This window comes from Arthrobacter sp. zg-Y820, from assembly GCF_030142155.1.
In the GTDB taxonomy this organism is placed as follows: domain Bacteria; phylum Actinomycetota; class Actinomycetes; order Actinomycetales; family Micrococcaceae; genus Arthrobacter_B.
The window spans coordinates 2,953,711-2,976,522 of the sequence record NZ_CP126247.1 but is presented as its reverse complement, the minus strand read 5'-3'; the positions used below and the strand labels follow the sequence as shown (position 1 = coordinate 2,976,522).

General features: G+C 65.7%; 21 protein-coding genes. 12 read left to right on the top strand and 9 right to left on the bottom strand.

What is annotated here, in order from left to right; genetic code table 11:
* Window positions 1–69: 69 nt before the first annotated feature.
* Window positions 70–765: a hypothetical protein gene (locus tag QNO08_RS13450; protein ID WP_229964954.1), complete on the top strand. Its 696-nt coding sequence runs from the start codon at window positions 70–72 to the stop codon at window positions 763–765.
* 19 nt (window positions 766–784) lie between these two features.
* Here the strand turns inward: QNO08_RS13450 and QNO08_RS13445 are convergent, their stop codons facing one another.
* Both QNO08_RS13445 and QNO08_RS13440 read right to left on the bottom strand, forming a co-directional pair.
* A complete protein-coding gene (locus tag QNO08_RS13445) occupies window positions 785–1,369 on the bottom strand; it encodes a DapH/DapD/GlmU-related protein (protein WP_229964955.1) in 585 nt (194 codons plus the stop codon).
* 31 nt (window positions 1,370–1,400) lie between these two features.
* Complete coding sequence (locus QNO08_RS13440; RefSeq protein ID WP_229964956.1) at window positions 1,401–2,012, bottom strand: NAD(P)-dependent oxidoreductase; 612 nt, start codon at window positions 2,010–2,012, stop codon at window positions 1,401–1,403.
* Between the two features lie 157 nt (window positions 2,013–2,169).
* Between QNO08_RS13440 and QNO08_RS13435 the strand changes: the two genes are divergently transcribed.
* From QNO08_RS13435 to QNO08_RS13405, 7 genes are all read left to right on the top strand, one after another.
* On the top strand, window positions 2,170–3,969 hold the full coding sequence (locus QNO08_RS13435) for an ABC transporter family substrate-binding protein (protein WP_229964957.1): 1,800 nt from the start codon (window positions 2,170–2,172) through the stop codon (window positions 3,967–3,969).
* A gap of 319 nt (window positions 3,970–4,288) precedes the next feature.
* Window positions 4,289–5,932: a peptide ABC transporter substrate-binding protein gene (locus tag QNO08_RS13430; RefSeq protein WP_229964958.1), complete on the top strand. Its 1,644-nt coding sequence runs from the start codon at window positions 4,289–4,291 to the stop codon at window positions 5,930–5,932.
* 129 nt (window positions 5,933–6,061) lie between these two features.
* Window positions 6,062–6,988 (top strand): ABC transporter permease, encoded by a 927-nt coding sequence (locus QNO08_RS13425; RefSeq protein ID WP_229964959.1) that lies wholly within the window; start codon window positions 6,062–6,064, stop codon window positions 6,986–6,988.
* A complete protein-coding gene (locus tag QNO08_RS13420) occupies window positions 6,981–7,973 on the top strand; it encodes an ABC transporter permease (protein ID WP_229964960.1) in 993 nt (330 codons plus the stop codon). The genes QNO08_RS13425 and QNO08_RS13420 overlap by 8 nt, the downstream gene beginning before the upstream one ends.
* Window positions 7,974–7,987: 14 nt before the next feature.
* The gene (locus QNO08_RS13415) at window positions 7,988–9,709 is read left to right on the top strand and encodes an ABC transporter ATP-binding protein (RefSeq protein WP_229964961.1); all 1,722 of its coding nucleotides are present in this window, start codon (window positions 7,988–7,990) and stop codon (window positions 9,707–9,709) included.
* Window positions 9,710–10,018: 309 nt separating this feature from the next.
* Complete coding sequence (gene typA / locus QNO08_RS13410) at window positions 10,019–11,941, top strand: translational GTPase TypA (RefSeq protein WP_229964962.1); 1,923 nt, start codon at window positions 10,019–10,021, stop codon at window positions 11,939–11,941.
* A 15-nt stretch (window positions 11,942–11,956) separates the two neighbouring features.
* The gene (locus QNO08_RS13405; protein ID WP_229964963.1) at window positions 11,957–12,424 is read left to right on the top strand and encodes a hypothetical protein; all 468 of its coding nucleotides are present in this window, start codon (window positions 11,957–11,959) and stop codon (window positions 12,422–12,424) included.
* Between the two features lie 137 nt (window positions 12,425–12,561).
* Here the strand turns inward: QNO08_RS13405 and QNO08_RS13400 are convergent, their stop codons facing one another.
* A complete protein-coding gene (locus QNO08_RS13400; RefSeq protein WP_229964964.1) occupies window positions 12,562–12,795 on the bottom strand; it encodes a putative acetyltransferase in 234 nt (77 codons plus the stop codon).
* Between the two features lie 121 nt (window positions 12,796–12,916).
* Between QNO08_RS13400 and fdxA the strand changes: the two genes are divergently transcribed.
* The 3 genes from fdxA (at window position 12,917) to QNO08_RS13385 (ending at window position 15,882) form a co-directional block, all read left to right on the top strand.
* A complete protein-coding gene (gene fdxA, locus QNO08_RS13395) occupies window positions 12,917–13,243 on the top strand; it encodes a ferredoxin (protein WP_229964965.1) in 327 nt (108 codons plus the stop codon).
* Window positions 13,240–14,394: a succinyldiaminopimelate transaminase gene (gene dapC / locus QNO08_RS13390; RefSeq protein ID WP_229964966.1), complete on the top strand. Its 1,155-nt coding sequence runs from the start codon at window positions 13,240–13,242 to the stop codon at window positions 14,392–14,394. Before fdxA ends, dapC begins: the two co-directional genes overlap by 4 nt.
* A 195-nt stretch (window positions 14,395–14,589) precedes the next feature.
* Window positions 14,590–15,882 (top strand): citrate synthase, encoded by a 1,293-nt coding sequence (locus tag QNO08_RS13385; protein WP_229964967.1) that lies wholly within the window; start codon window positions 14,590–14,592, stop codon window positions 15,880–15,882.
* A 98-nt stretch (window positions 15,883–15,980) separates the two neighbouring features.
* Here the strand turns inward: QNO08_RS13385 and galE are convergent, their stop codons facing one another.
* The 3 genes from galE to dapD are packed head-to-tail and all read right to left on the bottom strand — an operon-like array spanning window position 15,981 to window position 18,906.
* Entirely contained in the window at window positions 15,981–16,997 is a 1,017-nt protein-coding gene (galE, locus tag QNO08_RS13380) for a UDP-glucose 4-epimerase GalE (protein ID WP_229964968.1), read from the bottom strand.
* Window positions 16,998–17,033: 36 nt separating this feature from the next.
* On the bottom strand, window positions 17,034–17,903 hold the full coding sequence (locus tag QNO08_RS13375; protein ID WP_229964969.1) for a hypothetical protein: 870 nt from the start codon (window positions 17,901–17,903) through the stop codon (window positions 17,034–17,036).
* A 16-nt stretch (window positions 17,904–17,919) separates the two neighbouring features.
* Entirely contained in the window at window positions 17,920–18,906 is a 987-nt protein-coding gene (dapD, locus tag QNO08_RS13370) for a 2,3,4,5-tetrahydropyridine-2,6-dicarboxylate N-succinyltransferase (RefSeq protein ID WP_229964970.1), read from the bottom strand.
* Window positions 18,907–18,985: 79 nt separating this feature from the next.
* Between dapD and dapE the strand changes: the two genes are divergently transcribed.
* Window positions 18,986–20,077, top strand: a complete 1,092-nt coding sequence (gene dapE / locus QNO08_RS13365; protein ID WP_229964971.1) for a succinyl-diaminopimelate desuccinylase — start codon at window positions 18,986–18,988, stop codon at window positions 20,075–20,077.
* A gap of 83 nt (window positions 20,078–20,160) precedes the next feature.
* Here dapE and QNO08_RS13360 read toward each other — a convergent pair whose 3' ends face one another.
* From QNO08_RS13360 to QNO08_RS13350, 3 genes are all read right to left on the bottom strand, one after another.
* Window positions 20,161–21,036, bottom strand: coding sequence for an amino acid ABC transporter permease (locus QNO08_RS13360; protein ID WP_229964972.1), 876 nt, complete (start codon window positions 21,034–21,036; stop codon window positions 20,161–20,163).
* Window positions 21,033–21,707, bottom strand: a complete 675-nt coding sequence (locus QNO08_RS13355) for an amino acid ABC transporter permease (RefSeq protein ID WP_229964973.1) — start codon at window positions 21,705–21,707, stop codon at window positions 21,033–21,035. Before QNO08_RS13355 ends, QNO08_RS13360 begins: the two co-directional genes overlap by 4 nt.
* Window positions 21,708–21,812: 105 nt before the next feature.
* A complete protein-coding gene (locus tag QNO08_RS13350) occupies window positions 21,813–22,658 on the bottom strand; it encodes a glutamate ABC transporter substrate-binding protein (protein WP_229964974.1) in 846 nt (281 codons plus the stop codon).
* Window positions 22,659–22,812 lie beyond the last annotated feature (154 nt).

Genomic DNA, 22,812 nt, shown 5'->3' with positions numbered 1-22,812 from the left:
TGCTGTCTATGGTCGACTTTCTGGCCCTTAGGATCAGGGGATGAAGAACCTGACACGTGCGGCGGCTGCGTGAGCCTGTATTCGTTCCACCTCGCACGCCTGCCGTTGCTCGGGGCAGCAGGCGGGCTCCTGCGCCCGCCAAGGGCTCCGGGACTGCGCCACATCGAAGTGCTCGCCGGGATGCAGCTGGGGGCGCCAGCAGTGTCTCCGCGCCGGATGCAGTTGGGGCGAACAGCGGTATTCGCGGAGTGGGAGGATGAGGAAGCGCTTACTGACTTTCTCGCCGGGCACCCGTTTGGCCGGAAGCTGAACGACGGCTGGCATGTCAGGCTCGAGTTCGTGCACCGTTGGGGTGAACTGCACGAATTGGCCGGATTGACGGACGCAGCGGGGCAGCTGGCGCCCGACGAGCCGGTAATTGCCGTGACATTGGCCCGCATGCGTCTGCCCGAACTGCCCAGGTTCATCCATTGGGGCCGCCCCGTCGAGCGCCAGATCCGGGACCATCCCGAAGCAACACTGGCCATGGCTGCCATCCGGCTGCCGCGGACGGTGTCCACGTTCTCGATCTGGAGCAGCACCCGGGCGATGACGGGGATGGTGTTTGGCCGCGATGACGGTGAGGCTGCCCGCCGGCACGCTGACGCGATGACTGAACGTACCCGTCGGGACTTCCACCACGAATTTACGACGCTGCGCTTCAGGCCGCTGTCCGAGCACGGCTGGTGGGACGGACGATCCGACTACGTTCCGCGGTCCGTGTAGCGCGCTGCACGGCAGGGAGCTATCCGACGGGCACCGTGCCCACCTGCCTCGCCGGCACCCCCAGGACCACTGCGCTCGCAGGGACATCCTTGGTGACGACCGCGCCCGCGCCGACGACGGCGCCGTCGCCGATCGTCACGCCCGGCAACACCGTCACGTTGGCTCCGAACCACACCCCGGTGCCGATCACTACGCGTGCCGGGTGCATGTCGGCCCGGCGGCTGGGCAGCATGTCGTGGTTCAACGTCGTGATGACCGCGTTGTGGCCGATGAGGGAGCCATCACCGATGTCGATGCCGCCCTGGTCCTGGAACCGGCAGCCGCTGTTGACGAACACATTTTCACCGAACCTGATGTTCTTGCCAAAGTCGGCGCTGAACGGCGGGAAGAGGTGGAAGGAATCGGGGATGCGGCGCCCGGTCAGTTCACTCATCAGGGCCCGCACCTCTGCGGGGGAGTTGTAGCGCCCGTTGAGTTCGGCGGTTATGCGCAGCGACTCCTGGCTCGCGGCATGCATAGCCTTGTGATGTATCGATCCGCCGGGAATCGTCTCCCCGGCGTTCAGTGCCGCCAGAAGGCGGTCGAGTCCGGCAATGTTGGCCATGTGCCCACGATAGCGGCACCCGCGCCTGCAGCTAGCTGCTCACCCCGAGGGCTTTGCCGATGGTGGAACGGTCAGCGAGAAGCTCGAACAGGCAGGCCGCGAGATCGCGGCGGGGGATCGACCCTTTGAGTTTCCCCTCGGCGCCCGTCTCGAGGGCACGCCAGGTGCCGGACGGCTGCTTGTCCGTGAGGCCGGTAGGCCGGACGACCGTCCAGTCCAGGCCGGAATTTCGAACAGCCAGCTCCTGCTTGTTGTGATCGGCCAGCGGTTTGGCCAGCACGACCCGCGTGATCAGGCCCAGCGGACCAGGCAGCTGCGAACCCGAATCTCCGGCTCCCAGCGAGGACTGCACGATCAGCCTGCGGACGCCTGCTTCCTGCATGGCACTGATGACGGTTCCGGTGACTGCAGTGCGCTGATCGGGGACCCCCTTGGCTCCGCCCACCGTAACAACGACGGCGTCGGCTCCGGCCACGGCGGAGGAGACCGCCGCGGGCTCCGCCGCATTACCGCGGATGGCCCGGACACCGGACGGCGCGCGTCCGCTCCGTGACATGACAGTGACGTCATGGCCTGCTTCGTGTGCCAGCGAAGCCAATGCGGCTCCGGTGCCGCCGGACCCGCCGATAACGGTGATTTTCATGGGTTCCTCTGCTTGGTCCTGAAGCTGTCGATACCCGAGCATTTTATCGCCGCCGGCCGGCCCGTCCGCGTTTCCGGGACTCGTTGCACCCGGTATCCGTGCGGTGTGCAATTATCTCAAGGTGCCATCGACGCCATTACAGTCCCGGGGAGCCAGAATGCGTTTGAACCGCCTGACCAAGCTGTGCGCCGCCGGCGCCGCAACCGTCCTGGCTCTGGGCGCCTGCACGGCCGAGCAGCGGACCGCCGAGGAGACGCCGGGGTCCGCGCCCACTCCCGGCGGTGTCATCGCGGTGGCGGAGGCCGGCGTCGTCGATTCCTTCAATCCGCAGTCCACAGCGGGAAACACCGACATCAACCGCAAGCTGGCGTACGCCACGCACTCGGGCTTCAACTACGTTGACAACAACCTGGACATTGTTCCGTTGGAGGACTTCGGCAGCTACGAGAGGGTCTCCGAGGATCCGCTGACGGTCAAATACACGGTTAACGAAGGCGTTGCCTGGTCCGACGGCGCACCGGTGGGCGCCGATGACATGGTGCTGGCCTGGGCCGCGGCCTCCGGGCGGTTCGACGACGAACTCACCACCGTCGACGGCGCCGTCCTGTCGGGAACGCGCTATTTCGACTACGCCGGTTCCACCGAAGCACTCAGCCTCACTGACGTGCCCGAGATTGGAGACGACAACCGATCCATCACGCTGACATATTCGCAGCCGTATGCGGATTGGGAACTGGCCTTCGGGTCGCTGACGGACAGCGGCGGCATCGGAGTTCCGGCCCACATCGTGGCCAAGGGGGCAGGGCTGGGCGATGAAAAGGCGCTCACGGAACTGATTCGGGAGACCCCCGCCGGAAACCCGCTGGACCCCGCGCCGGTGGACCCGGAGCTCCGCGCCGCCGCCGACTACTGGAATACGGCATTCAGTGCCCGGACCCTCCCCGAGGATCCGGCTTTGTACCTCTCCAATGGACCCTTCATCGTGGAGGACATTAATCCGGGGGAGTCCCTGACCCTGGCGCGGAACGAGGATTACCGCTGGGGCCCGGCGCCCAGCCTGGACGAGATCACCATCCGTTTCCTGGCGGACCCGGCCGAGCAGGTGGCTGCCCTGCAGGACGGTTCGGTGGACATCATTGCCCCGCAGCCGGACAGCAGGACGTTGCCGGACCTGGAGGCCCTGGGAAACGTCGACCTCCACCAGGGCAACCAGCTCGCCTACGACCACTTGGACCTGAACTTCAGCGGCGTGTTCGGCGACCGCTCGGTCCGTGAAGCCTTCCTGAAAACGGTTCCCCGGCAGGAGATCGTTGAAGCCACGGTGCAGCAACTGCAACCCGGGGCCAGGCCCCTGGACTCCGAAGTCTTCCTCACCGACCAGGCCGCGTACGAGCAGGCGGCAGCCGCGAACGGATCCCGGGAGTTCGCGGAGGCGGACCTCGAGCGGGCCAGGCAGCTGCTCGACGGCGATACTCCGGCCGTCCGCATCCTGTACGACCGCGACAACGCCTACCGGGCCGAGGCTTTCCGGCTGATCCGGCAGGCAGCGTCGGAGGCGGGCTTCGAAGTGGTCGACGGCGGCCTGCCCGCCGGTGAGTGGGCGGGCAGGCTCGGCTCCGGCACCTACGACGCCGCGATCTTCGGCTGGACAGCCACAGGCGTGGGTGTGGCCGGGGTGCCCCAGGTCTTCCGCACAGGCGCGGCCTCCAACTACAGCGGGTTCTCCAGCCCCGAGGCGGACGGGCTGATGGCCGAGCTGGCAACGGAGACCGACACTCAGCGCAGGGATGAGCTCCAAATTGAAATCGACAGGCTCATCTGGGACGCCCGCTACGGCCTGCCGCTTTTCCAGCTGCCCGGGCTGCAGGCCTCTGCGGACACCATTGAGCACGTGGAATACATGCCCAACGCCACCGGGCTGTGGTGGAACTTCTGGGAATGGAACATCCTCCGCTGACCGCGTCCTTCCTGGCCCTCGGCCCAACGGACGCCGGATTATGACACGGGTCAGCCCTAAAAGACACCATTGCGTCGTAACATGATGCACCGATGCCAAATCGTTACACGCGCATGTGTTTCTATGTATTTCCTGCGCAGCGGGCCCCTTTTTGGCGCCGTGACCACCCCCACGGGTCATGCGGCGGTCATTTGCCGCCTTCCGAAGTGAGTACGGTATGGGCCGAAAGCAATTGCTTTCGAACTTGTGAGTCGGCTCACTGCTAGAGGGCCGCACTGCCGGCCGCCATGCGTCCGGAGTTAGAAACTAAGGAGGCGGAATGCGCTCCCCACGCACTCCCAAACTACTCAGCGTTGCAGCCGTTGCCCTCATGGCACTCACCGCCTGTGGCAGCGGCGACAGCTCGAGTGAAGCCGCAGCGGAAGGCGACACCAGCCGTGTCATCATTGCCGACGGCTCAGAGCCCGCCAAGGGCCTGATTCCCACGAACACCACCGAGGTGGGTGGCGGATCGGTCCTCGACCTGCTCTTCGCCGGACTGATCAGCTATGACGCCGACGGCAAGCCGGTGAACGAAATGGCCGAGTCCATTGAGACCGAGGACGCCCAGAACTACACCATCAAGCTGAAGGCCGGCAAGACCTTCAGCAACGGCGACCCCGTCACCGCTGCATCCTTCGTCGACGCTTGGAATTTCGGTGCTGCAGCCAAGAACGCCCAGCAGTCGGGCACCTTCTTTGAGAGCATCGAAGGCTACGCCGAGGCCAGCGCCGAGGGTTCCACCGTGGAAACCATGACCGGGCTGAAGGTCGTTGACGACACCACCTTCACCGTTGCCCTGAGCCAGCCCGAATCCGACTGGCCGCTGCGCCTGGGCTACAGCGCGTTCTACCCGATGATCCCGGCGGCTCTGGCCGATCCGGTTGCCTACGGGGAAAACCCGGTTGGCAACGGCCCGTACAAGTTCAACGGCGAGGGCGCCTGGGAGCACAACCAGCAGATCGAACTGGTCCCCAACGAGTCCTACGACGGCCCGCAGAAGGCCCAGAACGCCGGCGTGACGTTCAAGATCTACCAGAGCGACACCACCGCGTACCAGGACCTGATCTCGGACAACCTGGATGTCTTGAAGACCATCCCGACGTCTGACGTCAAGAACTTCAAGGGCGACCTCGGCGAGGAGCGCTCCATCGAAGCGCCGTACGCCGGCAACCAGACCATCGCCATCCCGTACTACCTGGAGAACTGGAGCGGCGAAGCCGGCAAGCTGCGCCGCCAGGCGCTGTCCATGGTCATTGACCGGGAAGAGATCACCCGGGTGATCTTCAGCAACGGCAGAACCCCGGCCGAGGACTTCACCGCCCCCGTGCTCGACGGCTACGACGCCGACCTGGCCGGCAGCGAAAACCTGGAGTTCAACCCGGAAAAGGCCAAGGAACTGTGGGAAGAGGCAGAAGAGCTCTCACCCTACGACGCCTCCGAGCCGCTGACCATTGCGTACAACGCCGACAAGGGCGATCACAAGACCTGGGTTGAGGCTGTCGTCAACGGCATCAAGAACAACCTCGGCATCGAGGTCACCGGCAAGCCGTACTCCACCTTCAAGGAAGCCCGCACCGAAGCCGATGACGGCGTCCTCACCGGCGCCATCCGCTCCGGCTGGCAGGCCGACTATCCGTCCCTGTACAACTTCCTCGGCCCGATTTACCGCGAAGGCGCCGGCTCCAACGATGCCCGCTACGACAACCCCGAGTTTGAAGCTCTGCTGAACACGGGTCTGGCCGCCACCTCCGTGGAAGAAGGCAACAAGATCATGAACCAGGCGCAGGAAATGCTCCTGGAAGATCTCCCCGCCATTCCGCTCTGGTACCAGGTTGCCCAGGGCGGCTGGAGCAACAACGTAACCAACGTTGAGTTCGGCTGGAACGGCGTGCCGCTGTACCACGCCATCACCGGCAAGTAATTCCTCACAGCTCGGGGCCCGGCTGCACCGCAGCCGGGCCCTGGGCCGCTCCAATGTAAAGGTGCTCCTTAGAATGAGTTTCACCAACCCCCCTCAGCGTGCGCGTCCCGTGCCACAGGAAGATATCTGATGGCCGGATATGTGCTCAGGCGTTTTCTGCAGTTAATCCCCGTTTTCCTTGGTGCCACACTGCTTCTGTATTTCCTGGTGTTCAGCCTTCCCGGTGATGCGACCGCCGCCATTTGCGGCGAAAAGGGCTGCACCCCCGCGGTCGAAGCCTCCCTGCGGGCCCAGTACAACCTGGACCAGCCGTTCTGGATGCAGTACCTCCTGTATCTGAAGGGGATCCTGTCCTTCGACCTCGGCACCAACTTCGCCGGCCGGGAAATCGCCACCATCATCGCCGAAGTGTTCCCCACCACCGCAAAGCTCGCCGTCATGGCGCTGGCCTTTGAAGCCGTTTTCGGCATTGCCTTCGGCCTGTTCGCCGGGCTCCGCAAGGGCAAGTTCTTCGACTCCACTGTCCTCGTGGTGTCGCTGGTGGTCATCTCGGTCCCGATCTTCGTGCTCGGCTTCCTCATGCAGTTCGTGTTCGGCGTCAGCCTCGCCTGGACCAAGCCAACGGTCAGCGGCGACGCCGGATTCGGTGAACTGCTGCTGCCGGCCATTGTCCTGGGCCTGGTGTCCTTCGCTTACGTGCTGCGCCTGACCCGCACCAGCGTCATCGAAAACGCCAACGCCGACTACGTCCGCACCGCCACGGCCAAGGGCCTGAGCCGGCCGCGCGTGGTCACCGTCCACATCCTTCGCAACTCGATGATTCCGGTCGCCACCTTCCTGGGCGCCGATCTGGGCGCCCTGATGGGCGGCGCAATCGTGACCGAAGGAATCTTCAACGTCAACGGCGTCGGCAACACCCTGTACCGCGCCGTGCTCAATGGTGAGGCTCCGGTGGTCGTCTCAATCGTCACCGTGCTCATCCTGATTTTTTGCCTCGCCAACCTGTTGGTAGACCTGCTGTACGCGTGGCTGGACCCGAGGATTCGATATGCCTGAGAATGACCAAGCACTGACCCCCGCCGTTCGCGGCAAGGTTTCCCCCTACCCCATCGAGCACTTCGTGGCGGAGCTGGAAGACACTCCGGTACAGCCCGTGGACAGCTCCACCGCCGACGGCGCACCGCGCAGCCTGTGGAGTGAAGCCTGGCGCAGCCTGCGCAAGCAGCCGCTGTTCATCCTCAGCGCCCTGCTGCTCCTGATGGTGCTCGTGGTGGCGCTGTTCCCCGGTTTGTTCACCAACGAACAGCCCAACGACAACTGCCTGCTCGCCAACTCCGACGGCGGTTCCAGCCCGGGACATCCCCTCGGCTTTACCCAGCAGGGCTGCGATGTCCTTGCCCGCGTGGTGTTCGGTACCCGCTCCTCGCTGATGGTGGGGCTGTTCGCAACCCTCGGCGTCGTCCTCATCGGCGGCATCATTGGTGCCCTCGCCGGCTTCTTCGGCGGCTGGGTGGATGCCATCCTGGCCCGTCTGGGCGACATCTTCTTCGCGCTGCCGATGATCCTTGGCGCAATCGTCGTCGTCCAGCTGCCGTTCTTCCGCGAAAACCGCAACGTCTGGACCATCGTCGCGATCCTCGTGGCCTTCGGCTGGCCGCAGGTGGCACGCATTACCCGCGGCGCCGTCCTGGAAGTCCGCAACGCCGACTTCGTCACGGCCGCCCGGTCACTGGGCGTCTCCCGCATGTCGGCGCTGGTCAAGCACGTCATCCCCAATGCCGTGGCACCGGTGATCGTCATCGCGACCATTTCGCTGGGCACCTTCATCGTGGCCGAATCGACGCTGTCCTTCCTGGGCATCGGCCTGCCGCCGGACGTCATGTCCTGGGGCAACGACATTTTCTCCGCGAAGTCCTCCCTGCGCAGCAATCCGATGGCCATGTTCTGGCCCGGCCTGGCCCTGTCCCTGACCGTGCTGTCCTTCATCATGCTCGGCGATGCCCTGCGGGATGCGCTCGACCCCAAGTCGCGCAAGCGATGACTAAGGATGTGACCATGTCCACGAACACCATGTCCGCGAACCCGGCCCGGGACGGGCAGCCGAAGCCGCTGCTCGAACTGCGGGACCTGGCCATCACGTTCAAGACCAACAACGGCGACGTGCCCGCGGTGCGCAACGCGCACCTGACGATCATGCCCGGGGAAACCGTGGCGATCGTGGGGGAGTCCGGCTCCGGCAAATCGACGACGGCGCTGGCCGCCATCGGCCTCCTGCCCGCCAACGGGTCAGTCAGCGGCGGAAGCATCATCTTCGACGGTGAAGACATCACCCACGCGAGCGAGAAGCGCATCATCGAGCTGCGCGGATCCTCGATCGGCATGGTTCCCCAGGACCCCATGTCCAACCTGAATCCGGTCTGGAAGATCGGTTTCCAGGTCAAGGAGACGCTGCGGGCCAACGGCCTGCCGCACGACGCGAAGGATGTCGCCCAGGTCCTCACCGAGGCCGGCCTGCCGGATGCCGCGGCGCGGGCCAACCAGTATCCGCACGAGTTCTCCGGCGGCATGCGCCAGCGCGCGCTGATCGCCATTGGGCTGTCCTGCCGGCCCCGGCTGCTCATCGCCGACGAGCCGACGTCGGCCCTGGACGTCACCGTGCAGCGCCAGATCCTGGATCACCTGGACCGCATGACCGAAGAGCTCGGCACCGCCGTCCTGCTTATCACCCACGACCTGGGCCTGGCCGCGGAGCGCGCGCACAAGGTAGTGGTGATGTACAAGGGACAGGTGGTGGAGTCCGGGCCCGCCCTGGAAATCCTCACCAACCCGCGGCACCCGTATACGCGCAAGCTCGTGGAGTCGGCGCCCTCGCTCGCCTCCCGGCGGATTGAGGCGGCCAGGTCCCTGGGTGTTGACAACGCCGAGGTCCTCGCCGCCAACTCCGAAGGCGCCGGCACCGAAGCGGCCCGGGCCGACAACGTCATCGAGGTGAAGCACCTGACCAAGGTGTTCAACCTCCGCGGCGCGCTGGGGAAGTCCACGGACTTCACCGCCGTCGATGACGTGTCCTTCTCGATTCCGCGCGGGACCACCACCGCCGTGGTGGGGGAATCGGGCTCCGGCAAATCGACGGTGGCCCGCATGGTCCTGGGACTGGAAAAGGCGACGGCGGGGGACATCCTGTTTGACGGGGTGGACATCACCACCCTGAACCGGAAGAAGATGTTCGATTTCCGGCGCCGCGTGCAGCCGATCTTCCAGGATCCCTACGGTTCCCTGGATCCGATGTACAACATTTACCGGACCATCGAAGAGCCCCTGCGGGTGCACAACATCGGCGATGCCAAGAGCCGGGAGGCGAAGGTCCGCTCACTGCTGGACCAGGTCTCCCTGCCGGCGTCGATGATGCGGCGGTACCCGAACGAGCTCTCCGGCGGACAGCGCCAGCGCGTCGCCATCGCGCGCGCACTGGCGCTTGATCCGGAGGTCGTGATCTGCGACGAAGCCGTCTCCGCCCTGGACGTCCTCGTCCAGGCGCAGATCCTGAATCTGCTGGCGGACCTGCAGTCCGACCTGGGGTTGAGCTACCTGTTCATCACCCACGACCTTGCCGTCGTCCGGCAGATCGCGGACCGGGTCTGCGTGATGCAGAAGGGCCGGATCGTGGAGACCGGAACCACCGACGACGTGTTCGGCAACCCCCGGCAGGACTACACCAAGGCCCTGCTGGCGGCCATCCCCGGCGCCGGCCTGATGCTGCCGCCGCAAGTCGCCTAGCGACAGCGGCCGGTCACGGTCCCGCCGGAAAGGTGGCAGGCAACCCCGACGGGGATGCCTGCCGCCTTTCGTGTTGGCCAAGGTGCCGCGCCCGGGCGGATAGGCTTGCCCCACGAGGTCCATTAGGGAACTTATGGTCTTCGGATTAGAATGGTAGCGTGCCCGCTGACGGCGGCGCCTTCGGTACATTCTTTACGGAGCATACGTGTAGAGCGGGATTCGTACAGAACGGCCGGATCAACCCGGAAACACCACCGGGCTACTGTGCACCACCTTCGAACTTATCTCCTATGAATTGAGTCCTCACGCATGTCAGAAACCAACACGGCTGTAAACACCGCAGTACGAAGCGACCTCCGCAACGTTGCGATTGTGGCCCACGTTGACCACGGTAAGACGACCCTCGTCGACGCCATGCTGAAGCAGACGAACTCGTTTGCCGCCCACGGAAACGTGGAAGACCGTGTGATGGACTCCGGTGATCTGGAGCGCGAAAAGGGCATCACCATCCTGGCCAAGAACACCACGGTGTTCTACGACGGCCCGGCCGCCAAGGGTGAGACCATCACCATCAACGTCATCGACACCCCGGGCCACGCCGACTTCGGCGGCGAGGTCGAGCGCGGCCTGTCCATGGTTGACGGCGTCGTTCTCCTCGTTGATGCTTCCGAGGGCCCGCTGCCGCAGACCCGCTTCGTGCTGCGCAAGGCGCTGGCCGCCAAGCTGCCTGTCATCCTGCTGGTCAACAAGACTGACCGCCCCGACTCCCGCATCGAAGAAGTCGTCAGCGAATCCATGGACCTGCTCCTGGGCCTGGCCTCCGACCTCGCGGACGAGGTTCCGGACCTGGACCTGGACCTGATCCTGAACGTTCCCGTTGTCTACGCCGCTGCCCGCGTCGGCGCTGCCTCGCTGGAGCAGCCGGCTGACGGCTCCGCTCCGGACAACGACAACCTGGAACCGCTGTTCCAGACGATCGTCGACCACATCCCGGCCCCGACCTACAACCCGGACGGCGTCCTGCAGGCCCACGTGACCAACCTGGACGCCTCGCCGTTCCTGGGCCGCCTGGCCCTGCTGCGCATCTTCAACGGCACCCTGCACAAGGGCCAGACCGTTGCCTGGGCCCGCGCCGACGGCACCCTGAAGTCCGTCAAGATCACCGAACTGCTGGCCACCAAGGCCCTGGACCGTGTTCCGACCGATTCCGCCGGACCCGGCGAAATCGTTGCCGTCGCCGGCATCGAGGACATCACCATCGGTGAAACCCTCACCGACATCGACAACCCGATGCCGCTGCCGCTGATCACTGTCGATGATCCGGCGATCTCCATGACCATCGGTATCAACACCTCGCCGCTGGCCGGCCGGGTCAAGGGCGCGAAGGTCACCGCCCGCCAGGTCAAGGACCGCCTCGACAAGGAACTGATCGGTAACGTTTCGCTGAAGGTTCTTCCGACCGAGCGTCCGGATGCCTGGGAAGTCCAGGGCCGCGGCGAGCTCGCGCTGGCCATCCTCGTGGAGCAGATGCGCCGCGAAGGCTTCGAACTGACCGTGGGCAAGCCCCAGGTTGTTACCAAGCAGATCGACGGCAAGAAGTGCGAGCCGATGGAGCACATGACCATCGACGTACCCGAGGAATACCTCGGCGCCGTGACGCAGCTGATGGCTGTCCGCAAGGGCCGCATGGTCAACATGTCCAACCACGGCACCGGCTGGGTCCGCATGGAATTCATCGTTCCCGCCCGTGGCCTGATCGGTTTCCGCACCAAGTTCCTCACGGAAACCCACGGCGCCGGCATCTCCTCCTCCATCGCCGAGGGCTACGAGCCCTGGGTCGGCCCGATCGAGTACCGCACCAACGGTTCGCTGATCGCTGACCGCTCCGGCGTCGTCACCCCGTTCGCGATGATCAAGCTGCAGGAACGCGGCTCCTTCTTCGTGGAGCCCACCTCCGAGGTTTACGAGGGCATGATCGTCGGCGAGAACTCCCGCGCCGATGACATGGACGTGAACATCACCAAGGAAAAGCAGCTCACCAACATGCGTGCTGCCTCCTCGGACACCTTCGAGAACCTGACCCCGCCGCGCAAGCTGACTCTGGAAGAGTCGCTCGAATTCGCCCGCGAAGACGAGTGCGTGGAAGTTACCCCGGAGTCCATCCGCATCCGCAAGCTGGTCCTCAACGCTTCCGAGCGTGCCAAGGTCACCCGCGCACGCGCCAAGGGCTAAATCATTACCGCAGCGTTGAGCCCCGTCCGCCGGGTCCCGCTTTGGCGGGGCCCGGCGGCGGCCGTGCTCGGGGGAGTGCTTGCTGCCGTCCTGGGGACCGGGCTGCACGCCCAGATCCTCTATGTTGGGGATGCTGCCGTGCCGCTGGGCGCGGTGGCAGCGCTGGTCCTGAGCTGCGCGGTGGCCGTGTTCGCCGGAGTCTGGGCCGGTGCCGCGCTGTGGACGGCGGCGGCGGGATTGGTCGCGTACGTTGTCCTGGGGCTCTTCACGCTCGATATCTGGGACACACCGCTGATCATTACCGGCACGGTGCTTGATGAGCAGCCCGGCATCGTCCTGGCCGGCCGCATCTGGCTGTTCGGGCAGGCGCTGGTCACCATTGCCGCCCTGCTGCTGACGGCACGCGTGCTGGCCAAGGCCCGCCGCTTCGAAGCGCAACGGGCGGCGGATCAGCAGATGCCGCAATCGCCGGACCTCCGCTAAGGCTTGATAACGCTGCATGCTGACCCCGCTCCCGGACTTCCGGGGGCGGGGTTTTGCTTTCTCCGCACCGGAAGACCCGACTGCACGACGCAGCCTCACAGCCTCACAGCCTCACAGCCTTACAGCGGCACCCCCGTTCAGTGCCGCGGCGCGCGCGGCGGCGGCGGAGGCGGCACTTCCTTCGCCGCGGTCACCAGGGCATACGCCACGGTCACCGTTCCGCGGCGGCCCTCAACCGTCACGTCGTCGGGCCCCGCCTGCACCAGATGGCCCAGCACGTCGGTGAAGCCGCCCTCGATCCGGTAGCGGACGACCACCCGCGCACCCGCGGGCAGGGCTTGAAGGACGGCGGCAGGGCTCGGAAGGTTCACCGTTACATGGTACGCGGGCAGCTCCGGCTGGGAGATAATGGTTCGGGCTACTACCGTGGAACCAACACTTCGTGGATTTTCCCCGTCCGGGACGGTCCGCAGACTCAGGAAGGCAAGGGACGTGACGTACGTAATTGCGCAGCCATGCGTGGATGTCAAAGACAAGGCATGTATCGAGGAATGCCCGGTGGACTGCATCTACGAAGGTGAACGCTCCCTCTACATCCACCCCGACGAGTGCGTCGACTGCGGTGCCTGTGAGCCGGTCTGCCCCGTCGAGGCCATTTACTACGAGGATGACACCCCCGAAGAGTGGGCCGAATACTACAAGGCCAACGTTGAATTCTTCGACGATCTCGGATCGCCGGGCGGTGCCGCCAAGATCGGCAATACGCACAAGGACCATCCGATCATCGCCGTCCTGCCGCCGCAGAACCAAGAGGCATGAGTTCCGTTCCTTCCCGCACTTTCGGGCTGGACCTGCCGGAGTATCCGTGGGAGGCGATGGCCCCCTACGCCAAGCTGGCGGCGGAACATCCCGACGGCGCGGTGAACCTCTCCATCGGCACGCCCGTGGATCCCACTCCGGCGGTTATCCGCGAGGCGCTGGCGGCGGCAGCTGACGCCCCCGGCTACCCCACGACGCACGGCACCCCGGCCCTCCGCGAGGCCATCTCCGCGTGGTATGCCCGGCGCCGCAATGTCCCCGGGCTTGATCCGCAGAACATCATGCCCACGGTGGGTTCCAAGGAGCTGGTGGCCTGGCTGCCCCTGCTGCTGGGCCTGGGGGAGGGCGACGTCGTCGTCCGCCCCAACGTCGCGTATCCCACCTACGACATGGGCGCGCTGCTGGCCGGGGCCACGCCGGTGGCCGCGGACAACCTCGAAGAGCTCGACGACGACGTCCGCGCCCGGGTGCGGCTGGTCTGGGTCAACTCTCCGGGCAACCCGACCGGAATCGTGCGTTCCGCGGCGTCGCTGCGGACCCTCGTGGATGCGGCCCGGAACATCGGAGCCGTGGTCGCCTCGGACGAATGCTACGCGGAGCTGGGCTGGGACGAATGGGATCCCTCGCGCGGCGGCCAGCCGGTGCCGAGCATCCTCGACCCGGCCGTCAGCGGCGGCAGCCATGAACTGCTGCTGTCGGTGTATTCGCTGAGCAAGCAATCAAATGTGGCCGGCTACCGCGCGGCCTTTGTCGCCGGTGACGCGGCCATTCTTGCCAATTTGGTCAACAGCCGAAAGCACGCCGGAATGATCGTTCCGGCGCCGGTGCAGGCAGCGATGATCGCTGCGCTGTCCGATGATGTCCATGTGGCGGATCAGAAGGACCTCTACCGCGATCGACGCGAGCTCCTGATCCCCGCGCTGCAGGCCTTTGGCCTGGACATCCGGCACTCCGAAGCCGGCCTCTACCTGTGGGCCACGGCGGGCGAGGATACCTGGACCACCATCGAGCGGCTGGCTCGGCTGGGCATCGTGGCCGGACCCGGCGTCATCTACGGAGACGCGGGGGCGGGCTTTGTCCGGATTGCGCTGACCGGCTCCGACGAGCGCGTTGCGGCTGCTGCCGGCCGGCTGAGTGCTGCCGCGCCCTAGCGGCTCGCTGGCCGGCGCCGGCGGAGGAGCGGCATGTTTCGCTTCGGCAACGACGCGGCTCTCGATTCGTCGGAAAGGCCGCCCAAAGGGTAGCGTTTTGCCTTAGTAGATTTAGCGGAATTGACACTATGGGCGCTCCCCGAAACCAAACGAGGCCCGTAGCTCTGGTTTCTTCAAACTCCTGAAGGAGACTTAATGATTGAGCGTCCCAGTGCACAGCTGCACTATGGGGAAAATACCGAAGACCGTCTGGAGATTCCGCGCGTAGCCGCGTCGGAAGGCAACGACGGCCTGGATGTATCCAAGCTGCTGAAGCAGACCGGAACGGTCACGTTTGACCCCGGCTTCATGAACACCGCGGCCACCAAGTCCGCCATCACCTACATCGACGGTGACGCCGGCATTCTGCGGTACCGCGGTTATCCGATTGAGCAGCTGGCCAAGCACTCCACCTTCCTGGAGACCACTTACCTGCTGATCTACGGGGAGCTTCCCACCCCGACCGAGCTGGATGCTTTCGACCAGCGGATCCGCCGCCACACGCTGCTGCACGAGGAGCTCAAGGGCTTCTTTGGCGGCTTCCCGCGCGACGCGCATCCGATGCCGGTGCTTTCCTCGGCAGTGACGGCCCTGTCAACGTGGTACCAGGATTCCTTGGACCCGTTCGACGAGGAGCAGGTGGAACTTTCCACCATCCGCCTGCTGGCCAAGATGCCGGTGATTGCTGCCTACGCGCATAAGAAGTCCATTGGCCAGGCGTTGCTCTACCCGGACAACTCCATGAACCTCGTCGAGAACTTCATGCGCCTGAGCTTCGGCACCGCCGCGGAACCGTATGAGATGGACCCGGTCCTGGTCAAGGCACTTGATCAGCTGCTGATCCTGCATGCCGATCACGAGCAGAACTGCTCCACCTCCACTGTGCGCCTGGTGGGTTCCTCCAACGCCAACATGTTTGCATCGGTTTCAGCAGGCATCAACGCGCTTTCCGGCCCTGCCCACGGCGGCGCCAACGAGGCAGTGCTGAAAATGCTGCGCCAGATCCAGTCGGAGGGCCTGAAGCCCGCCGACTTCATGGAAAAGGTCAAGAACAAGGAAGACGGCGTCCGGCTCATGGGCTTCGGACACCGTGTTTACAAGAACTACGACCCGCGCGCCAAGATCATCAAGTCGACGGCCCACGAAATCCTCGCCTCGCTCGGCGGAAACGACGAGCTGCTGGATATCGCGATGTCCCTGGAAGACCGCGCCCTGAACGATGATTACTTCATTGAGCGCAAGCTGTATCCGAACGTGGACTTCTACACCGGCCTGATCTACAAGGCCATGGGCTTCCCGGAGAAGATGTTCACGGTGCTCTTCGCCATCGGACGCCTCCCGGGCTGGATTGCCCAGTGGCGCGAAATGATGCAGGATCCGCAGATGAAGATCGGCCGCCCCCGTCAGCTCTACACGGGTTCGCTCGAACGCAGCTACCCGACGCGCTAGAACCGCCGGGAGTTCATCAAAAAGGGCCCCTGGAATCCAACCGGATTCCAGGGGCCCTTTGGCATTCACGGCTGCGGCAGCTATGCAGCCGTCCGTTCTCAGGCGCCGGCGTAGCCCTGGGGGTTGTTCTTCTGCCAGCGCCAGTGGTCCTCGCACATGGCTTCCAGGCTGCGGTTCGCCGACCAGCCCAGGTCCGCCAGTGCCGCCGAGGGATCGGCGTAGCTGACAGCGGCGTCGCCGGGGCGGCGCGCGGTGATTTCGTAGGGGATCTCCTTGCCGGCGGCCTTGGTGAAAGCGGCCAGCACCTCCAGCACCGAGGATCCGTTTCCGGTGCCGAGGTTCCAGCGGTGCACGCCGGACTTCACCGTGATGTAGTCCAGGGCGGCGAGGTGGCCGGCGGCGAGGTCCACCACGTGGATGTAATCGCGGACGCCGGTGCCGTCGGGGGTGGGGTAATCGTTGCCGAAGACCATAACCTTCTCGCGGCGGCCAACGGCCACCTGGGCCACGAAGGGCAGCAGGTTGTTCGGGACGCCGGTGGGGTCCTCGCCGATCCGGCCCGATTCGTGCGCGCCGGCCGGGTTGAAGTAGCGCAGCAGCGCAATGTTCCAGCGCTCGTCCGCAGCGCCCAGATCGGCCAGGATGTCTTCGATCTGTTCCTTGGTCCGGCCGTAGGGATTGACGGCGTCCATCGGCATATTTTCGGTCAGCGGCACTTCTTCCGAGGCGCCGTAGACGGTGGCCGAGGAGCTGAAGACCAGGGTCCGGACGTTGTGCTTGTCCATCATGCGCAGCAGGTTCAGGGTGCCGCCCACGTTGTTGTGGTAGTAGTACAGGGGTTTCGCCACGGATTCGCCCACGGCCTTCAGCCCGGCGAAGTGAATGACGGCGTCGATTGCGTGGTCGGTGAAAACGGCCTCGACGGCGCCCTCATCGAGCAGGTCAGCGCGGACAAACTCGGCGCGGCGCCCGGCCAGGTCCTGGACCCGCTTCAGGGATTCCTCGCTTGAATTGGCCAGATTGTCCAGCACGACGACGTCGTGGCCCGCTTCCAGCAGGGCCAGTGTGGTGTGGGAACCGATGTATCCCGTGCCTCCGGTAACTAGTATTCGCATGACTTCAGAGTAATGGATCCTGCGGCGACCCCGGGGTCAGGACCCTTCCGCTCCCCGGAAGACCGTCAGGACCACGGCATTTTCCGATGCCGGAGAAGGATCCCAGCTGCCGGTCGCGCGGGTCCAGCGCAGCCCGTCAAAGGCCACCGAATCCAGCGAGAGGGAGTCGGCGGCGGCGACGGCCCACTGGGCCACCGACCAGCCGTAGGTTCCGGAGCCTGCCACCGTGATGCGCGAGCCTTCGACGCTGGCCTCCACGGGACCGTAGACGGCGGTCAATGCGGCCAGCACGGCTTCCGGGCTGCCGGAGGCCGACGGCGGATCCAGGGTGCACGTCATGGCCGCGGGGGAGTGCCCGGTCAGGGCCGACGCGAAGGCCTTCGCCTCGGCCTCGTGGTCGGCATAGGCGTCGGGAAAAGCGCTGCGCTGGACCGTCTGCGCGGCCACCGTCAGCGGCAGATCCGGATAACCCGGCACCTTGTCCAGGGCGTCATAGAACGCATTGACGGCATACACCGGGTCCATCACCTGGTCCTCGCTGCCCCAGCCCTGGGACGGGCGCTGCTGGAACAGCCCGCGGGAGTCCGGGCCGGCGTCGTCCCCGTAGCCGAGGTTGCGCAGCCCGGACTCCTGGATTGCGGTGGCCACGCCGATGGACGCAGCCCGCGCCGGCATGCCCCGGTACACCGAGATGCCGGCAATGAGCGCAGCCGTCTCGGCCCTGGCCGGCGTCAGGTGATAGGCCACCCCGTCCGCGGTGGCTGTACAGGCCGCCGGGGCGGGCGGCTCATCCCGTGGTTCACTGAGCACGTTCACTGCATACACAGTGACCGCGACCAGGAAGAGCACCACCAGCAGCATCACCGGAAGGAATCCGCTGCTGCGCCGGACGCCGGAGGCAGGCATGGCTGTCGGCCGCGCGCTAGTTGGCGTGCAGGGCGGCGTTGAGCTCCACGCTCGCCCCGCTGCGGGCAAGTGCTTCCACGGTGCCGGTGGTGGAATTGCGGCGGAAGAGCAGGTTCGGAACGCCGGAGAGCTCCACTGCCTTCACGATCTGCGGTTCCTGGCCCGGGAGCAGCACCGATACGCGGGTGCCGGCGGTGACGTAGAGACCGGCTTCCACGACGGACTCGTCGCCGATGCTGATGCCGACGCCCGAGTTGGCGCCGAGGAGGACACGCTCGCCGAGGGTGATTTTCTCCCGTCCGCCGCCGGAGAGGGTGCCCATGATGGAGGCGCCGCCGCCGACGTCGGTGCCGTTGCCGACCACCACTCCGGCGGAGATGCGGCCTTCCACCATGGAGACGCCCAGGGTGCCGGCGTTGAAGTTCACGAAGCCCTCATGCATGACAGTGGTGCCTTCGGCCAGGTGCGCGCCCAGCCGGACCCGCCCGGCGTCGGCGATCCGCACCCCGGCCGGAACCACGTAGTCGGTCATCCGGGGGAACTTGTCCACGCCGAAGACGGTTACCGGGCCGCGGGCGCGCAGGCGCAGGCGGACGGCTTCGAAGCCCTCGACGGCGCACGGCCCGAAGTTGGTCCACACCACGTTGGGCAGCTGAGCGAAAATGCCGTCCACGTTCAGGGTGTTCGGCGCGGCCAGGCGGGCGGACAGCACGTGCAGGCGAAGGTACGCGTCGGCAGTGGAGGAGGGGGCGGCATCCAGGTCGATCTCGGTGCGCAGTACCTCGCCGCGGGTGCCGCGGTCGGTGTCGGTCATCGTCGCGGCCGCGGCGTCCAGTTCAGCGGCGAGGGTGTCGGAGGCAGAGTCCCGGGCAGCCGCGGTCTCCAGCGCCGCGAGGACGGGCCGCGGATACCAGACATCCAGGACGGTGCCGTCATCGGTGATGGTGGCCAGGCCCAGGCCGGAGGCAATGCGGGCGGGGGAGGCAGAAGCTGTTGAAGTCATGGGTTCAAGTCTACCGACGGGCATCGGCCGGCCGCGGGCCGTCCCGTCGCCGGCAGGGCGTCCTCGGTAGGGTGGAGGCATGACTGTATCGCCATCCCGGTCCCTGGACCTGACCCAAGACGTTGCCCTGCTGACCGCCGATCTCATGGATATTGAAAGCGTGTCCGGCAACGAAAAAAACGTGGCCGACGCCGTGGAGGCGGCCCTGCGCTCGCTGCCGCACCTGGAATCGGTGCGTGACGGGGACTCCATCATTGCCCGGACCTCGCTGGGACGCGGCGAACGGGTGCTGCTGGCCGGCCACTTGGACACCGTGCCGCTGCCGACGGTGGAAGGCTCCCGCGGCACGGTGCCCTCGGCCTGGGACGGGAACGTGCTGTACGGCCGCGGCGCCACCGACATGAAGGGCGGCGTGGCGGTGCAGCTGGCCCTGGCCGCCGAGCTCACCGCCCCGAACCGAGACGTGACCTATGTGTTTTATGACCACGAGGAAGTGGAAGCGTCCTTGAGCGGACTGGGCCGGCTGCAGCGCAGCTATCCGGACTGGCTAACGGCGGACTTCGCAGTGCTGCTGGAGCCGACCAACGGCACCGTCGAGGGCGGCTGCAACGGGACCATGCGCTTCCATGCCTCCACAGCCGGCCGGGCCGCCCACTCTGCCCGCGCCTGGATGGGCGAGAACGCCATTCATGCGGCGGCGGAAATCCTGACCCGGCTGCGCGACCACGAACCGGCCACCGTCTCGGTGGAGGGCCTGGACTACCGGGAGTCGCTGAACGCCGTGAAGATCTGGGGCGGCACCGCCGGAAACGTCATTCCGGATGCCGCCACCGTGGAAATCAACTACCGGTTTGCACCGAACAAGACCATCGAGGAGGCCGATGCCTATGTGCGGTCCCTGCTCGCCGGATTTGACCTGGTCCGCACTGATGCCGCGTCGGGTGCCCGGCCGGGCCTGGACCAGCCGGCCGCAGCCAGCTTTGTGGCCGCCGTCGGGGCCGAGCCGAAACCCAAGTACGGCTGGACCGACGTCGCCAGGTTCAGCGAACTGGGCATTCCGGCAGTGAACTTCGGCCCCGGTGACGCGCTGCTGGCCCACACCGACAATGAGCACGTGCATGCCGACGCGGTGCGGGCCTGCCTGGCGGCGCTGCGCACCTGGCTCAGCTGACCGTTCTTGCCGCCCCAAGGGGAGAGGCCCCGGACAGATGTCCGGGGCCTCTCCCTTTGCGCGGGCAGGTTGCAGGCTTTGACCTACCTGACCGGCGCTTCCACACCTTCGGGATCGATGGCGTCTTCGCGTTCCAGCAGCTTGCCGGCGCGGGCACCGAGCAGGCGGGAGAGCCGCTGCGCGGTGAACGTCAGGAGCATGTTGATCAGGATGAAGATGAGTGCCGTGACCAGCAGCGCCGGCAGCATGTTGCCGGCACCGGCGCCGAAGCGCTGGGCATTGGCGAGCAGGTCCGTGTAGCCGATGATGTAGCCCAGCGCCGAGTCCTTGAGGATGACGACGAACTGGCCCAGCAGAGCCGGCAGCATGGCCACCAGTGCCTGCGGGATCTCGATGCTGCGCAGCGACTGCGCGGGGGTGAGCCCGATCGCCAGCCCCGCCTCGCGCTGGCCCTTGGGCAGCCCGAAGACACCGGAGCGCACCAGCTCGGCGATCACCGACCCGTTGTAGAGCGTCAGCGCCACCACCACGGCCCAGAACGGAGACTGCGAGGCTTCCATTGGCGTGGACTTGGCGAAGAACTGGTACAGGAAAATCATCATCAGCAGCACCGGCACCGCGCGGAAGAACTCCACGACGACGTTGCAGACCCAGCGCAGCGGGGCCAGCCCGGAGAGCCGGCCGAAGCCGAAGAGCAGGCCAAAGGCGATGGAGGTGACGACGGCGACGCCGGCGGCCCTCAGTGTTGCGAGCAGTCCGGGCAGCAGCGTGAAGCGCCAGGTTTCCCATTCCAGGAACGGCGTCCACTTGGCCGCCTCGAACTGGTCCTTTTCCGCCAGCCCGTTGACGGCCACGGCCAGGATTCCCAGCACGAGAAGCGCACCGAGGATATTGAAAACCAGGATCCGGCGTTTGGCCTTGGGGCCGGGAACGTCGAACAGGACAGCTTGGGTACTCATCGCGCCACCGCCAGTTTCTTCGAGGCCCAGGTGGTGAGCAGGCCGATGGGAATGACGATGATGACGAAGCCGATGGCGAAGGTGAGGAAGATCTGGGTCATGACGTCGGGCCGGAACTCGATCATGGTTTTCATCAGGCCCGAGGCCTCGGCCACGCTCGCGGCGGCCGCCACCGTGGTGTTCTTGACCAGGGCGATCAGCACGTTGCCCAGCGGAGCGACGGCGCCGCGGAAGGCCTGGGGGAGGATGATCAGCCAGGCAGCGGGCAGGAAGGACAGGCCGATGGACCGGGCCGCTTCCGCCTGTCCCAGGGGGACAGTGTTGACGCCGCTGCGGATCGCCTCACAGACAAACGCGGCGTGGTAGATGCTCAGGGACAGGACCGCCAGCAGGAAAAAGTTAAGGTTGAAGTCAGTGCTGAAGTTGACCTGAAGCTGGCCCCACAGCCCCAGCACCGAGAACACCATGATGATGGTCAGCGGGGTGTTGCGGAAAATGTTGACGTAGGCGGTGCCGAACCAGCGCAGGCTGGCGATGGGCGAGATCCGCATGACGGCGAGGATGGTGCCGAGCACCAGCGAAGCGATGCCCGCCCAGAACGCGAGCTGGATGTTCACCCAGAACGCTGCGACGACGTCGTAATCCTCGAAGAGGGCGAAAAAACCACCCATGATGTACCTCTTCTGTGAGAGAAAGAAACCGGTGCATGCGAAGGACATTGATTCCTTCGCATGCACCGAGGTTTACGCCGGCGGTTTCACCGCCGGTTGGCGTGCCTAGGCGCAGGCGGCGGGCTCCGGCGGGTTCAGCTCAGCGTTGTAGGTGTAGTCGGCGCCCTCGGTGTTGGCCTTGATGGCCTCTTCCCAGGAACCGTCTTCGATCATGGAGCGAATGGCCGTGTTGATCGCCTCGCACTCGGTGCTTTCCTTGGAGATGCCCACGCCGTACTGCTCTTCGGTGAACGGGTTGCCGACCACCTTGAACTTGCCGGCGTTCGCATCGGTGGAGGCCAGGCCGGCGAGGATGATGTCATCGGTGGTGACGACGTCGATCTGGCCGCCCTGCATGGCGGTGACGCAGTTGGCGTAGCTGCCCTGCTCCAGCAGCTTCACGTCGGACGCGAGGGTGTCCTTGATCTTCTGGGCGGAGGTGGAACCGGTGACTGAGCACAGCGTCTTGCCGTTGAGGTCCTCGGGGCCGTTGATGTCGCTGTTGTCGGCGTTGACCAGCAGGTCCTGGCCGGCAATGAAGTACGGCCCGGCGAAAGCCACGCGCTCCTTGCGGGTGTCGTTGATGGAGTAGGACGCCAAGATCATGTCCACTTCGCCGTTCTCCAGCACGTTTTCACGCTGCGCGGTCGGGGTTTCCTTCCACTCAATCTGGTCTTCGCCGTAGCCCAGTTCCTCGGCAACATACTTGGCGACGTCAACGTCGAAGCCGGAGGGCTCGCCGCCTTCCATGAAGCCAACGCCGGGCTGGTCAAACTTGATGCCGATGGTGATCTTTTCTCCGGAAGCTGTCTCGTCGCCGCCGGCTTCATTGCCGGAGTCGCCTCCGCAGGCGGACATGGTCAGTGCTGCGGCAGCGGCGAATGCCACTGCGGCGTAACGGGTCTTGCGCATGATTTCTCCTTGTTTGGCGGCTTCCCGGACGGGGTTGGCCTTGCTGCAAGGGGTTGCCCCCAACTGGTGAATCTGGCCTATCGGTGAATCTGGCCTAACGGTGAATCTGGTCAAGCGGCGAATCTGGTCAAATGGTGAATCTGGTCAAGCGGCG

What these genes read in the sequence shown, in the direction of transcription:
- QNO08_RS13430 (WP_229964958.1), top strand. Translation starts at nt 4,289, where the DNA reads ATGCGCTCCCCACGCACTCCCAAACTACTCAGCGTTGCAGCCGTTGCC.
- dapD (WP_229964970.1), bottom strand. Translation starts at nt 18,906, where the DNA reads ATGACTTCAACAGCTTCTGCCTCCCCCGCCCGCATTGCCTCCGGCCTG.
- QNO08_RS13360 (WP_229964972.1), bottom strand. Translation starts at nt 21,036, where the DNA reads ATGAGTACCCAAGCTGTCCTGTTCGACGTTCCCGGCCCCAAGGCCAAA.
- QNO08_RS13385 (WP_229964967.1), top strand. Translation starts at nt 14,590, where the DNA reads ATGATTGAGCGTCCCAGTGCACAGCTGCACTATGGGGAAAATACCGAA.
- dapE (WP_229964971.1), top strand. Translation starts at nt 18,986, where the DNA reads ATGACTGTATCGCCATCCCGGTCCCTGGACCTGACCCAAGACGTTGCC.
- QNO08_RS13415 (WP_229964961.1), top strand. Translation starts at nt 7,988, where the DNA reads ATGTCCACGAACACCATGTCCGCGAACCCGGCCCGGGACGGGCAGCCG.
- galE (WP_229964968.1), bottom strand. Translation starts at nt 16,997, where the DNA reads ATGCGAATACTAGTTACCGGAGGCACGGGATACATCGGTTCCCACACC.
- QNO08_RS13355 (WP_229964973.1), bottom strand. Translation starts at nt 21,707, where the DNA reads ATGGGTGGTTTTTTCGCCCTCTTCGAGGATTACGACGTCGTCGCAGCG.
- QNO08_RS13425 (WP_229964959.1), top strand. Translation starts at nt 6,062, where the DNA reads ATGGCCGGATATGTGCTCAGGCGTTTTCTGCAGTTAATCCCCGTTTTC.
- QNO08_RS13440 (WP_229964956.1), bottom strand. Translation starts at nt 2,012, where the DNA reads ATGAAAATCACCGTTATCGGCGGGTCCGGCGGCACCGGAGCCGCATTG.
- dapC (WP_229964966.1), top strand. Translation starts at nt 13,240, where the DNA reads ATGAGTTCCGTTCCTTCCCGCACTTTCGGGCTGGACCTGCCGGAGTAT.
- QNO08_RS13375 (WP_229964969.1), bottom strand. Translation starts at nt 17,903, where the DNA reads ATGCCTGCCTCCGGCGTCCGGCGCAGCAGCGGATTCCTTCCGGTGATG.
- QNO08_RS13445 (WP_229964955.1), bottom strand. Translation starts at nt 1,369, where the DNA reads ATGGCCAACATTGCCGGACTCGACCGCCTTCTGGCGGCACTGAACGCC.
- typA (WP_229964962.1), top strand. Translation starts at nt 10,019, where the DNA reads ATGTCAGAAACCAACACGGCTGTAAACACCGCAGTACGAAGCGACCTC.
- QNO08_RS13350 (WP_229964974.1), bottom strand. Translation starts at nt 22,658, where the DNA reads ATGCGCAAGACCCGTTACGCCGCAGTGGCATTCGCCGCTGCCGCAGCA.
- QNO08_RS13420 (WP_229964960.1), top strand. Translation starts at nt 6,981, where the DNA reads ATGCCTGAGAATGACCAAGCACTGACCCCCGCCGTTCGCGGCAAGGTT.
- QNO08_RS13435 (WP_229964957.1), top strand. Translation starts at nt 2,170, where the DNA reads ATGCGTTTGAACCGCCTGACCAAGCTGTGCGCCGCCGGCGCCGCAACC.